Annotated in this window: 11 protein-coding genes; all 11 read right to left on the bottom strand. The window is 60.9% G+C overall.

Annotation, left to right across the window (positions count from 1 at the left end; all coding sequences use genetic code 11):
- Positions 1-26 precede the first annotated feature (26 nt).
- Positions 27-806, bottom strand: coding sequence for an SDR family NAD(P)-dependent oxidoreductase (locus BR41_RS08335; RefSeq protein WP_035055154.1), 780 nt, complete (start codon positions 804-806; stop codon positions 27-29).
- 15 nt (positions 807-821) lie between these two features.
- Positions 822-2,096, bottom strand: coding sequence for a hydroxysqualene dehydroxylase HpnE (gene hpnE / locus BR41_RS08330; RefSeq protein WP_035055151.1), 1,275 nt, complete (start codon positions 2,094-2,096; stop codon positions 822-824).
- A gap of 230 nt (positions 2,097-2,326) precedes the next feature.
- Positions 2,327-3,163 (bottom strand): presqualene diphosphate synthase HpnD, encoded by an 837-nt coding sequence (hpnD, locus tag BR41_RS08325; RefSeq protein WP_035055149.1) that lies wholly within the window; start codon positions 3,161-3,163, stop codon positions 2,327-2,329.
- Positions 3,164-3,189: 26 nt separating this feature from the next.
- Positions 3,190-3,843, bottom strand: a complete 654-nt coding sequence (locus tag BR41_RS08320; RefSeq protein WP_035055146.1) for a DUF4136 domain-containing protein — start codon at positions 3,841-3,843, stop codon at positions 3,190-3,192.
- A 35-nt stretch (positions 3,844-3,878) separates the two neighbouring features.
- Positions 3,879-4,979, bottom strand: a complete 1,101-nt coding sequence (gene aroC / locus BR41_RS08315) for a chorismate synthase (RefSeq protein WP_035055145.1) — start codon at positions 4,977-4,979, stop codon at positions 3,879-3,881.
- Positions 4,980-5,309: 330 nt separating this feature from the next.
- A complete protein-coding gene (locus BR41_RS08310) occupies positions 5,310-5,831 on the bottom strand; it encodes an OmpA family protein (protein WP_156970615.1) in 522 nt (173 codons plus the stop codon).
- 166 nt (positions 5,832-5,997) lie between these two features.
- Positions 5,998-6,498 carry an Hcp family type VI secretion system effector gene (locus tag BR41_RS08305; protein ID WP_035055140.1) on the bottom strand — a complete coding sequence of 167 codons (501 nt, stop codon included), beginning with the start codon at positions 6,496-6,498 and terminating at the stop codon, positions 5,998-6,000.
- Between the two features lie 56 nt (positions 6,499-6,554).
- Positions 6,555-8,039 (bottom strand): type VI secretion system contractile sheath large subunit, encoded by a 1,485-nt coding sequence (tssC, locus tag BR41_RS08300; protein ID WP_035055138.1) that lies wholly within the window; start codon positions 8,037-8,039, stop codon positions 6,555-6,557.
- A gap of 3 nt (positions 8,040-8,042) precedes the next feature.
- Positions 8,043-8,552, bottom strand: a complete 510-nt coding sequence (gene tssB / locus BR41_RS08295; RefSeq protein WP_035055135.1) for a type VI secretion system contractile sheath small subunit — start codon at positions 8,550-8,552, stop codon at positions 8,043-8,045.
- 53 nt (positions 8,553-8,605) lie between these two features.
- The gene (tagF, locus tag BR41_RS08290) at positions 8,606-9,625 is read right to left on the bottom strand and encodes a type VI secretion system-associated protein TagF (RefSeq protein ID WP_035055133.1); all 1,020 of its coding nucleotides are present in this window, start codon (positions 9,623-9,625) and stop codon (positions 8,606-8,608) included.
- 10 nt (positions 9,626-9,635) lie between these two features.
- Positions 9,636-13,427: a type VI secretion system membrane subunit TssM gene (tssM, locus tag BR41_RS08285; RefSeq protein WP_035055130.1), complete on the bottom strand. Its 3,792-nt coding sequence runs from the start codon at positions 13,425-13,427 to the stop codon at positions 9,636-9,638.
- Between the last annotated feature and the right edge of the window lies 1 nt (position 13,428).

Raw genomic sequence — 13,428 nt, 5'->3', positions numbered from 1 at the left:
GATTACGAGCACCGGGCGACCTCGGATCACGGCTGCGCAGCAGGATTGAGGGCAGATTCGTTAAAGACCAGCGTCTGGCCACTCTGCCCAAGGCTCGCTTCGCCTAACCAATAGAGGATGGATGGCACGATGGCATCGGTCGGCGGGTTCTCATCCTTGCCTTCGCCGGGGTGGCTCTTGGTGCGGAACGGGCTTTGGATCGGGCCGGGGATCAACCAGTTGATACGGGTGTTTGGCTGGCCTTCCCACTCATCGGCGGCGATCTTGACCCACGCGCCTTGGGCGACTTTCGAGACGGTATAGCCGCCCCAATACGCTTTCGGATCGAGCGCGTGATGCTCACCGAGCACCAGCACCGCCGCATCTGGCGCAGCGAACAACAGCGGCGACAAGGCTCGCGTTAGTGCGAACGGCGCAGCGACGTTGACGCGGAATTCGTCCACCCATTCATCGAGTTTCTGGTTGGAAAGCGGCGACAGGAACGCGAAGCCATTGGCGGCATGCAGAATGCCGTCGAGCCGGCCGAATTCCTTCTGGATCACCATGCCGAGCTGGGCGAATTCAGCTTCGCCGGCCTTGGCCAGATCCAGCGGAATCGCAGCGGGCCGCGGGCCGCCAACCGCTTCGATCTCGTCGTAAACGCGGGCGAGTTTCTTCTCGTTGCGGCCGGAGAGGATCACCGTCGCACCGGCTTGCGCCAGCGCCAGCGCGGCGGCTTGGCCAATACCTTGGCCTGCGCCAGTCACGAGAATCACCCGGTCTTTGAATGCGCCAGCCGGTGCGGCGTAGTTTTTCCAGTCGTTCATGCGATGGTTTCCAATTCAAATCGCCGCGATTATCCCACGAGCGGCAGCCAAACCGCTGCGCACCGCGCCTTCGAGCGTGGCGGGGTAATCGCTGGCGGTGTAGTCGCCAGCCAGCCACAGGCTTGGATCGCTGGTCGCGTTGGCCGGGCGTGACAGGTTGGGGGTGCAGGCGAAGGTGGCGCGTTTTTCGCTGATGACTCGCGTCCAGCTCGGTGTGCCCCAGCTGAAATGCTGTTGAAGTTCTTTGACCACCGCCGCCGTGAGCTCGTTCTGATTCAGCGACGAGTGCGCGCCCCGTGCCGACAGAACGACCGCGATCAACCCCGGTGTGGCATGGGTATGGCCCCGGTCGAACACCCATTGCGACAGGCCATCCGCCAGACCGACCATCGGTTGCGGCAAGGCAACGTGGTCGGCGTACTGCAGATAAATCGTGACGATGGGTTGGAAATCCCACGCAGCCAGCAGCGTGAGCGCTGGTTCTGCAGCGGCAACGCCGGCCAGCGCCATATCGAGCCGATGTGGTGGCAAAGCGCAGACCACACCATCGAATTGCGCGTCGTTCACCAACCAACCGGCCTCCGTTTTTGTCACGCCACGTACGGTCGCCCCGAGCTGCACTTGCCCACCGCGTGCTTGTATATAAGTGGCGGCGGCATCGGGGAACAACGCGGAGAAATCCAGGATCGGGAACAACAAATCAGAAGCCGGCCGTGCGCCGCCCAAGCTATCGCGCAGCACGTTGAACAGAACCTGCGTGGAGGCGGTCTCCAGCGGGGTGTTCAACGCGGCGACTGTGAGCGGCCGCCAGAATGATTCGACCAGACTGGTCGGTTGGCGCTGCGCGGCGAGCCAAGCGCCAACCGGCAAATCAGCGGCGAGCTGCCATTTGGCAGTCTGCGCGATGCGAACAGCCCGGATCAGTGCCCAACGCTCGGGCCAAGACAACCCGCGCACGCCAAGCAAACCAGCAGCCAAGTGCAGCGGCGCTGGCAAGCGGGCGCAACGCAGATGAAAGTCGGGCAATACGCGCAGATCGAGCGGGGTGCGCAGGAAGGCGGCCGCGGGGTCGACGCCTACTTGGCACATCAACGCCAGCAATTCGGTGTACGCGCCGATCAGCAGATGCTGGCCGTTGTCGATCTGACGGCCATCGATGTCGATGCGGCGGGCGCGGCCACCGAGGACCGGGCCGGCTTCGAAGACGGTCGGGGTGAGGCCGGCATCGACTAGCGCAACAGCTGCGGCCATGCCGGCGTATCCGCCACCGAGGACGGCGATTTGTTTCATTTGGAGGGTGTTAATCCAGATGTGAGCAAGCGGCTTAAGGGCTGTTCAAAGACTTATGTCCCCTCTCCCTCGCGTGCAAGGCTTTTGCCTTGCTCAGCAATTAGCGGGAGAGGGTTAGGGAGAGGGTGCTTGAAAAGATCGATGCAGTTGACCAGACCCTCTCCCCGGCCCCTCTCCCACTTTCCCTGAACAAGGTAAAAACCTTGCACGGGATGTGAGAGGGGAGACAACTACCCAAACCAATGCGCCTTCCAAGCCAGCCACAGCTTGCGAATCGGCGTAAGGGACAGACGCTGATTCAGCACTTTCTGCGATCCATCCTGCTTGATCTCATCCAGCGTGGCGCGGTAAATCGCGGCCATCACGAGGCCGGTGCGCTGGTTCTTCTTGTCGATCGCCGGCAACTCGCTCACCGCCTTGGCATAGAACTGTTCAGCGCGTTCGATCTGGAAATCCATCAGTGCGCGGAAGGCGTCGGACTCGCGGTAGGCCAGCACATCGGCAGCCGGCACGTTGAAGCGCTGCAGGTCTTCGACCGGCAGATAGATACGGCCACGGCGGGCGTCTTCGCCCACGTCGCGGATGATGTTGGTCAGCTGGAAGGCAATGCCGAGATCGTGGGCATATTGCTCAGTGCGCGGGTCGGTGTAACCGAAGATACGTGCGGCCAACAGGCCGACCACCGACGCCACGCGATAACAATACTTTTGCAGGTCAGCAAAGCTGTTGTAACGCGCCTGTTCCAGATCCATCTGCATGCCGTCGATGATTTCGGCGAAATGCTGTTGCGGCAGCTCGAAAGCCTTGATCTGCGGTTGCAGCGCCTTGGTGACCGGATGCTGCGGTGTGCCGGCGTAGACGTTGTCGAGTTCGGCACGCCACCAGTTGAGCTTGGTCAGCGCCACGTTTTCGTCGTGGCATTCGTCGACCACATCATCCACTTCGCGGCAGAACGCATAGAGCGCGGTGATGGCGCGGCGTTTTTCCAGCGGCAGGAAGCGAAAGCTGTAATAGAAGCTGGAACCGCTGGCCGCAGCCTTGTCTTCGCAGTATTGATCGGGCGTCACAAAGAAATTTCCGGGGTGGCGGGAGATTATTGGGCGGGGTCTAAGGGCATGATCTGGCGCACGACGCGTGAGCCGGAAACGCCGGGGAAATCACGGAACAGCGCGCGGGCCAGCCAGGGCAAGGCTTGATCGAATTGATCGTTTTGCGAGCGGTTCTTGGCTTCGCCCTCGTACAGCTTGGCGAACTCTTTACGCTCCAGAGCGCGGCGATCATAGATATCCACCGACAGATAGCGGGTATAGAACGTTTCGGAAACGGTGCGGCTGCCCACGATACCGGTCTGCGGATACGAATACGGCATGATCACGATGCCGTTCGGGGTCGAGATGCGGCGGTAATAGGTATAGAAGCCGGTCGTGCCCCACACCGGTTGGCTTTGGGAGACGGTCTTGCCGTCGTCGATGCCGTAGGCCAGCTCCACCCACCAGTCGATGCGCTTCGGGTCGGTTTCTTCGATCAGGCCCGCACCCTGCAAATTGCTGGCAACTTCGCGCTCCACATCACGCTGCAACAGGCTTTGCGCCTGACTGGCATCGCGCTTGAACGCGAAACGCTTGCCTTCCACGCTGCTGGTGAAGGTGTTGCGAACGGTGACTTGGGAGACGAACTGCGGCGGTGCAGTCGCGCAACCGGCCAGCAACGCAAGCGCGCACAGGCCACCCAACAACATCTGTTTCATCACCGCTCCTCGTCCGAAATCCACGCGCAAATCCATCAGCCGATCCGACCCGGAATACGCGGCGTGGTGACGACTACATCGCCGCACTGCGCACGGTGGCGCAAGGCGTGGTCGATGAGGGTCAGCGCGAGCATGGCTTCGGCAATCGGTGTGGCACGGATGCCGACACACGGGTCATGCCGGCCCGTGGTCGCCATCAGCACCGGATTGCCTTCCTTGTCGATCGAGCGGCGTTCTTGCGCGATGCTGGAAGTCGGTTTGACGGCGATATTGACGACGATGTCCTGCCCGGTGGAAATACCGCCGAGCACGCCACCCGCCTCATTGCTGGCGAAGCCTTGCGGCGTGAGTTCGTCGCAATGTTGCGAGCCCTTCTGCGCCACGGATTTGAAGCCGGCGCCGATCTCGACGCCCTTCACCGCATTGATGTTCATCATGTTGAAGGCGATGTCCGCATCGAGGCGGTCATACACCGGCTCGCCCCAGCCCACCGGCACATTTTCCGCCACCACGGTGATCTTGGCCCCGACCGAATCGCGCTCCTTGCGGATCGCGTCCATATAGTCTTCCAGCTGATCGATGATGCCGGCGTTGGGCGCGAAGAACGGGTTGTTGCTGACTTCGTCCCAGCTTTCGAACGGGATCTCGATCTCGCCCAGCTGGCTCATATAGCCACGGATGACGATGCCGAATTTTTCGCTCAGCCATTTCTTGGCAATCGCCCCGGCCGCCACGCGCACGGCTGTTTCACGCGCCGAGCTGCGGCCACCGCCGCGATAGTCGCGAATGCCGTACTTGTGCCAATAGGTGTAGTCCGCGTGACCGGGGCGGAAGGTTTCGACGATCTTGCCGTAGTCCTGGCTGCGTTGATCGGTGTTGCGGATCAACAGCGCGATGGGGGTGCCGGTGGTCTTGCCTTCGAATACGCCGGAGAGAATCTCGACCGCATCGGCCTCCTTGCGCTGGGTGACATGGCGGCTGGTGCCAGGTTTACGGCGGTCGAGTTCCAGCTGGATCTCTTCGACCGAAATCGCCAGCCCCGGCGGGCAGCCATCGACCACGCAGCCGATACCCGGACCATGCGATTCGCCAAACGAGGTGACGGTAAACAACAAACCAAGCGTATTGCCGGACATGACTTCCCCTTGCGGCACACCGGTTCACCGGTGTTGGTATCTTGAATAGGCCGGAATTTTAACATGCAGAGGCAGTGGCAGACGGTTGCTGTTTGGGGAGGTGGCTTGGGACTGGATTTGGCGGGGGATGACGGCAAGGCAGTGGGCCCTACCTAAGGATTGCTCAAGGTCTCAACTAAGCAGCCGGAATTCCCTCGCCCACTTGTGGGAGAGGGTTAGGGAGAGGGTGCTTGCAAAGGAAGCTGAAGGTTGCACTACCCTCACCCCCGGCCCCTCTCCCACAAGTGTGAGAGGGGAGCAAACCACGAGTAGGGAGAATTGAAGCGGTTCTTACAAAAACTCCACCACCGCCGCACTCGTCGGCTCATCCGTCGTCGCACGCAGCTGGAATTTACCCGCCGGGATGCCGGCCTTCACAAACTCAGCCTTCACCGCATTGGCGCGGGCGAGGGCGGCCTTCTGGGCGTTGCCGACCTTGGTGCGGTCGCAATAGCCGCGAATCGAAATTGTCTTCGCGGCCTTGGCCTGGTCGATCAAGCCGGCGACCTTGTTCTTGCCCGCCTCGCTAATCGCGATGCTCATGGCATCGAAATCGATCTTGTACAAGTCGCCAGCCATCACCTTCACCGGCCCGACAATGCTGCCGGCAGCGGCCGGGGCGGAAGCCTGCACCGTGGCCGGGGTCTTGGCGGCGGCGGGCGCACTGGCGATGCTGGTATTGGAATTATTCGTAGCGGTATCACGCAGCCAGTGCTGCGCCTCGCCTTTCTTGGTTTCTGCGGTTTGCTGCGGTGTTTCGGCGCAGCCGGCGATCAGCGCCAGACCCACCAGACAAATGCTTACACGTTTCATCGTGCCATCCCCATTGAAGCTGTTTGCGAAAGCAGCGGGTGGAATCCACACCGCGCGATCTGCGATCAACGACGCGATCACGGCGGCGCAGCCCCTTTCGAAACCGCTTCTTATAACGAAACCGGCCCGTTCATCGATGAGGAACGGGCCGGGAATTTCACACCAATCAGGCGATCGTCTTGTTGGCGGTGAGATCCCAACCGGAGCTCACGTTACCGCCACCAGCACCGTCTTCACGCTTCTGCTGGGTGTAGGTCCACTTGATCTTGCCGTAGCTGAAGCTCACGGCTTCTTGCGGAAAGCCTTCGCCGCCGTGGGCTGCGCCGCTCGGCTCAACCTTGGAGATCAGCACTTGTTCCAGCTTCACTTCCAGATACTTCACCTTGTCGCCACCGGCGCGGCACAGTTCCAGCGTCACATCCTTGATGTGCTTGCCGGTGCAGACCGCTTCGTAAATCTTCGGGCTGGCTTTGTCGAGCAAGTGAACGATGTCGAACGTGCTGTGATTCACGCGTTCAGCAGTCGCGCCACCGGAGGAGCTGGCCGTGGCCGAAGCCGGCTGTTCGATCTTGTGCGCGAAAGACTCGATTTCGATCCAGTCTTTGTGCTTGTCGTCGGTGCTTTCGCCGGGGATACCGTCGATCTTGAGGAAGGCATCAAAAGCCATGGAAATCTCCAAATTTAAATAAAGGTCGTTAAAACAACTTTCCTGTTTTCCGTCGATTAGCGGGCGGACTTGGGCAGTTCAGCCACCAAACGCAACGAAATCGTCAATTCATCGAGCTGGAAGTGCGGGCGCAGGAAAGCGGCGGCTCGATAAACGCCCGGTTTGCCGGGTACTTCAACTACGTCCACACGGGCTTCGCGCAGCGGGTACTTCGACTTGGCTTCTTGCGATGCCGAATCGTCCAGCAACACGTATTGCGCCAACCAGGTGTTGAGGAAGTCCTGCACGTTCTGGCGGGTGGCAAAGCTGCCGATCTTGTCGCGCATGATCGACTTCATGTAATGCGCGATCCGCGATACCGAGAAGATGTAGGGCAGTTGCGTGGACAAACGCGCATTGGCGTTGGCCGCATCGGTGTTGTAGGTCTTGGCTTTCTGCGTGGATTGGCCGCTGAAGAACGCCGCGTAATCGGTGTTCTTGCAGTGCACCAGCGAGATGAAACCAAGGTCGGACAGCAGCTTTTCAGTGCGGTCGGTAATGGCGACTTCGGTCGGGCACTTCAGCGCCACTTCGCCGTCGTCGGTCTTGAAGGTATGTGCAGACAAGCCTTCGACCAGACCACCGCCTTCCACGCCACGGATCGCCGCCAGCCAGCCGAACTGGGCAAACGCATCGGTCAGCCGGGCGGCGTAGCCATAAGCGGCGTTGGTCCACAGGTACTTGCTGTGATCGGTGCCATCGACGTTCTCTTCGAAATCGAACGCCTCGACCGGCACGGTATCGCGGCCATACGGCAGGCGACCCAGCACGTGCGGCAACACCAGGCCGACGTAACGCGAATCTTCCGATTCACGGAACGACTTCCACTTGGCGTATTCGACGGTATCGAAAATCTTCGCCAGATCGCGCGGCTTGCCGATGTCGGCGAAGCTTTCCAGACCGAACAGGCCGGACGCAGCCGACGAAATCAGCGGCGCATGAGCGGATGCTGCCACGTGCGACAGCTCTTCCAGCAGGTAGAAGTCTTCCGGATGGCGGGTGAATTCATAGTCACCGACCAAGGCGGCATACGGCGCACCACCGAAGGTGCCGTATTCCTCTTCGTAAATCTTCTTGAACAGCGCGCTCTGATCGAACTCCGGCGAGGCCTTGAAATCCTTGACCAGATCTTTCTTGGAGGCGTTCAGCACCTTGATCTTGAGCTGGGTGCTGGTTTCGGATTCCATCACCAGATAGTTCAGGCCGCGCCAGGACGCTTCCAGTTTCTGGAAATCAGCTGCGTGCATGATCTCGTTGAGCTGCGACGAAATCAGCGCATCGATTTCCGCGATGCGGGCATCGATGCTGGCGGACAAATCCTTGGAAACGGTCACGGTGCCAGCGAGCACTTGCTCGGCCAGCTCGCTGATCAGATCGCGGGTGTGGTTCTTTTCTTGCTCGTTGGTGGCAATGCGGCTCTCGTCGATGATCGAATCGAGCAGCGCGGCACCGCCGGACAAGGTAACGACGGGCTTCTCTGCCAATGTTTGTTCGGAACTCATCGCTTATTCCCCCTGCCCGTTCGACTGGCCCTGACTGATTTCGCGCAGCTTTTCGGTATCACGCACCACGTCATCCAGCAGCTCTTCCAGCTTGTCGTTGCCGACCATCTTGTTGCGCAGGTCAGAAAGACGCTGGCGCGCATGCAGCAGCTTTTTCAGCGGATCGACTTGCTCGACCACTTGCTGCGGCTCGAAGTCGGCCAGCTCGTTGAACTCCAGCTCGACCGACATCAGCGTGCCGTCATCCGCCAGCTTGTTGTCCACGCGCATCGCCAGACGCGGCGCCATGCCCTTGAGCACGTCGTCGAAGTTGTCGCGGTCGATCTGCACGAACTTGCGCTCTTTCATCTTCGGCAGCGGCTGCTTGCTGTGGCCCGAGTAATCGCCCAGCACGCCCAGCACGAACGGCAGTTCCTTGGTTTCGATCGCGTCGCCGATTTCGACGTCATACGTGATTTGAACGCGTGGCGGTCTCACCCGAGACAGCTTCTTCTGCGTGCTTTCCTTGCCCATGCGAGACCTCAATCATAAAATTTTAGAAAGGCAAACTACACAACAAACAAATATTACGCAATGTTTTTTGTAAGTTTTTCGACAATATCCTGCAATGAAAGCAGGTTCAGTCCCGGGTCGGCCAACTGCCGCCCCAGGATGTAAGACACCTCGGCATAGGACTGATGGCCCGACCAGGGTGCTGACACATCTTCAACGTTGACCACCGTGAGCGGGTCCGGCTGCATGCCCCACAGCACACCCAGGAAGCGCTCGGTAAAGCACTCCGGCGCCAGCGCCAGATAGCGCCGGCCGTGTTGCGCAACGGTCAGGCAATGCGGGAAGCGGGCGAAGGTGGAACGCGTTGCGGCGCGGTACAGCGACAGCCACGTCGCCAGGCCGAGAATGTCTTCGCCCGGTGCGGACGGCAGCGGCAGCATGATCACTTGCTTGGGCGCACTGCCCGAGTAACGGCGCAGCAGCTCGCCGTAGAACACGAAGGCCAACAGATGCGCATCCAGCCCGCCACGGCCGATGCCTTGCAGCTCGGTTTCCAGGCGCGAGACCGGCGTCTGCCGCAGATGGCGGCTCAACACATTGCTCGCCAACTCCACATCGGCGGCAGCCCGGTTGCTCTGGACCTGCTGTGCTTCGAGAAACTGCCGGCAAGCCAGCATTTCCACCGAGTTATCGATGGCGCTCGCCAGCTGATCACGCAAGCCGGCAAAGAACAGCTCGTTGGCAATCGCCAGCTCAGCCAGATGCGGCGACACGCCATCGCTGGGCAGGATCGCGCCCGCCACCAAGGGATAGAAACGCCCCGCTTCATCGCGGCTGGGGTGCAGCACGCCAAAGAACGCCCATTTGCCATCGGCCGAGGTGAAGTGGAAATCGCTCGCCCCGGCGCTCAGGTATTGATCCTGCCAACCCTCGTGCTGCGCCGCCCAGGTCAGGCTGCGGGCGATCAGGTTGTCGAACTCCTGCACCACCGGATGCGTGGCATTGATGCGGACAAAGTCCGCCCGGCGCGGCAGCTTGCCGAAGATGGCGAATTGCGGCGTGACATCGTTATTGCGCATGAAACTGATCGACATGGTGGGCTCCTTACTGCGTCACGCGTTCGGGCAGATTGAGTCGTTGCAAGCTCGACAACCGCATCGGGTTGACGCCGCTCACCATGCGGAAATTGAGTTTCACGGCATCTGCATCGCCGGCGTTCTTCACCTTCCAGGTCAGTTGGCCGGTCTGCGCGCCCGGCTGATCGCCACCGTGGTCGAACTGCGCTTGCGACAGCAAACGCATCCAGCCCATGCGGCCCTGCTGATTGGCGACCACCGATGTTGCGCCGTTGAACGCCACCACCTGAATGCGTGCGCCCTGTGTGCCGGTCGTGTTCGGCCAGCTGAACGCCTGCCACGGCTGCGGGCCGTTGCGATAGCGCAAGGTCTGGCCGTCGATTTCAACGCTGATTTCAGACAAGCCCGGCGTCGGCACCGGCTGCAGCTCGAACTTCACGCCCTCGCCTTCCTGCACCATATTGCTGCCCAGCTCAGACAAACGGCTCGCGCCAGACAGGAATGCCGGGTTGAAGCGCAGGCCCATATTGGCCCAGCTGCGCGGGGTGAGCGTATCGCCCTTCTTCAGCACCAGGCCATTCAGGTATTTGTCGACGAACTTATCCAGCGTGCCGTCAGCCGGCTTCACGAAACGGGCGATATCCGGCAGCGGCGCTTCGTTCTGCGAATCGCTGAACGGGTATTTGCCGGCCAGTGTTTTCCACTGCCCGTACACCTCGCGTTGCCAGACCTGATTGATGTCCTGCTCCACCGGCCCCAGCAGCGTGGCGTAGGACTGGATCAGCGGACGCACCAGCAGCGGTCGGGTCATTTCCTTGGCATCGGTATCGGCTTGCGCCAGCAGATTGTTATCAACGAACTGCAGCGTATCGGCGAATTCGGAACCGCTGCCGTTCAGCGTGGCCTGCATCAACTGCCGCGCTGCGCCACCGGCATCATCGTTGCCGGCGAGTGCGCCCAGCTTGGCCTTCAGCTTAGCCAGTTGCTCCAGATAACCATTGAGCGCCGCGCCGTTGTTGGCACCGATGCTGTTGATCACCGCAAACTTGCGCCCCACTTCGCCATAGCCGTTGCCGTCTTTCTGCTCCGGGGCCTTGGTCTGGCCTTTCAGCAGTTCGGTGGTTTTATCCAGCACCGACTGCTTGGCGTTTTCCAGCTTGCTGTTCAGCTGCGTCGGGTTGTCCCACGAGGTTTCGAACGCGGCACGCACCAGGATCAGCTTGATCGGCGAGTTGTCCTTATCGGCCAGACGACCGATCACCTCGGCCGCGCGCGGCAGGCCGTTGATGTCTTTCACCACGATGCCTTGCAGGAATTTCTTCCACTCGGCGGCGTAATCGGCGCGGTACAGCGCCTCCAGTTCAGCCTGGTTTTTGGCGATATCGCCATCCTTGCCGAGGTTGTCTTCCAGCGAGGATGCCAGCACCCAGTCGTCACTCTTGATCTCGCCCTTGCTGGCGTCGGCAATCGCGTCGTGCATGTACTTGTCCCACGCTTCGCGGGTGAATGCGCCGGGCACCATGTAGCTACTGGCGACCAGATCGGAATCCTTGCCGTTCAGGATGCGGGCCACCGTCAACGGGGCGAACTTGGTGTTACCCCGCGCCTTGAGTTCGTTGTAAACGCGCTCTTTGGCCGACAACTTGCGCAGCGAACCACGCAACACCTCGCGGGACGACGCCACCACCTGCGGGTCGTTCTCGATCAGCGGTAGATCCGGCTCCTTGATCTGCGAGATGTAGAACGACACCACGCGCTCCACCAAGGGGTGAATCTGCTCGATCGGCCGGTCGCCGCGATTGGCTTCCAGCCACGGCCGCCAGTGGCGCGGCAATTGGTCGGCCAGATGGGCCTGATCCATCTTCGATGCGTCGTGCAGCATCAGATAGGTCTTGAGCGAGTTGTAGCCGCCTTCCAGCTTGGCCGGGCCGGACATGCCGTCCTGCACCGGAGCCACTGCCGCCGCACGAGCGGTATGCGACGGGCTCATGGCCGTGGCGCGTTGCGCCATATCCATACTGCTGAGCGTGATGTTCGGTAAGCCATGACCACCGCCACGATGCGGGCGCGGCTTGGGCGCCGGGTTCGGCGCAGCTTTCGGTTCAGGCGCGGGGGCCGGTTGTTCGACTTTCGGGGCAACCGGTTTTACAACAGGCGCAGGCTCCGGCGCGGCAGAAGCCAACTGCTTGAGCGTGCCTTCCAGATCGGCCTTCACCGGCTCCAGCATCAGCTTGCGCACGCCGTCGAAGTATTCCTTGCGCAAGGATTTTTCCAACTCGGCACCGCGATACAGCCCGACACCGATCTGCCACGGATGGCCATCCTTGCGGTAGTGCTCCAGCTCTTCGATGCGCGTTTGCAGTGTGGCGAGGCTTTGCAGACGGTCGTACAGCGGGCCGTTCGAGGCCAGCTTGCGCGCCTGGGTACGGTCGGCATCCACCGCCGTGATCAGCTTCTGGTTGCCGATATACGACCATGTGGTCATCCCCACCAGCAGCGCCAGCGCAGTCAAGCCCGCCGCCAGCCCGGCCAGACGCCAGCGGCTGCCGCTGGGCTTGGTCTGGCGGGTGATCAGGTGTTGATCAGGAAAGATGACTTCGCGAAACAGATCGCGCAGAAAGTAGCTGTACGACGACTGCGCCTGCGGCGTTTCAAAGCCGCTACGGCTCAGGTCGAATTGATTGGAAACACGCACCGCCGCACCAATGCGCGGAATGCCTTCCTGCAAGGCGCTGCTGAAATAGAAACCGCGCAGTAAGGGCTTGGCGTGGTACGGGTCGTCTTCATGCAGCAGCTCGACAAAGCGGCAAATGCCTTGCTTGAGCGCGTGGAATTCGATCGGGAAAGCAAACAGTGCGGGCCGCGCCGCATTGCCGCGATTGTTGGCGAGCTTGTCTTCGCCAATGTGCTGAATGCCGCGATACATCGCCTCGAACTGCAAGCCGACGGCACGGCCGATATTGAAGCCGCTGCCTTGATCGTGCGTAAGCGTCGCGCCCCAGACGCGGTTGCGTTCTTCCTCGGTCGCATCCGCAAAGAACTGCGCAAAGCCGCCGAGTAAATCGAGCTTGGTGAAGACGAGGTAGATCGGCACTTGCAAGCCAAACGTCGCTTCGATTTCGTGAATGCGCTCACGAATCTGCCGCGCGTAGATCGCAAAACCTTCGGAATGGTGTTGGGCGAGTTCCGGCAGGCTGATCGCCACCAGAATGCCGTTGACCGGCGCTTTGGAGCGATGCCGTTTCAACAACTTGAGAAATTCGATCCACTCGACGCGATCTTCGCTCTGCGTGGCATAGCGCCCTGCCGTATCGAGCAGCACGCCTTCGGTGGCGAAGAACCAGTCGCAATTGCGCGTGCCGCCCACGCCTTGCACGCCGTTCTTGTCGCTGAACGGAAACGTGAGGCCGGATTGCAGGATCGCCGAGCTTTTACCCGCCGCCGGGTGGCCGATGATCATGTACCACGGCAATTCATACAGCGCCGCCGTACCGCGTGCCTTGCCGATCTTGGAGCTTTTCAGCGTATCGATCGCGCCGAGCAGCCGCTGGCGCAGCAGGTTCACTTCCGCCCGCTTGTCCGGGCTGGCGCTCATCACCGCGTCATCCGCCTGGCGCTGCAGCATTTTCTCGATCAATCCACCGGCGCGCCTGGCAAGCAACTGGCCCACCAACAGGGTCAGCACCCACAGCAACATGACCCCGAAAATCCAGCCAAAGCGCGACTCGACACTGGTCAGCCCCATATACGGGCCAACAAACCAGATCAGTGCGATCAAGATCAGGAACCCGATCGCCGATGCGATCTTCGCGTTTTTCATC

This window comes from Andreprevotia chitinilytica DSM 18519 (assembly GCF_000711875.1).
GTDB lineage: Bacteria > Pseudomonadota > Gammaproteobacteria > Burkholderiales > Chitinibacteraceae > Andreprevotia > Andreprevotia chitinilytica.
This window is presented reverse-complemented; position numbering and strand designations above follow the sequence as displayed.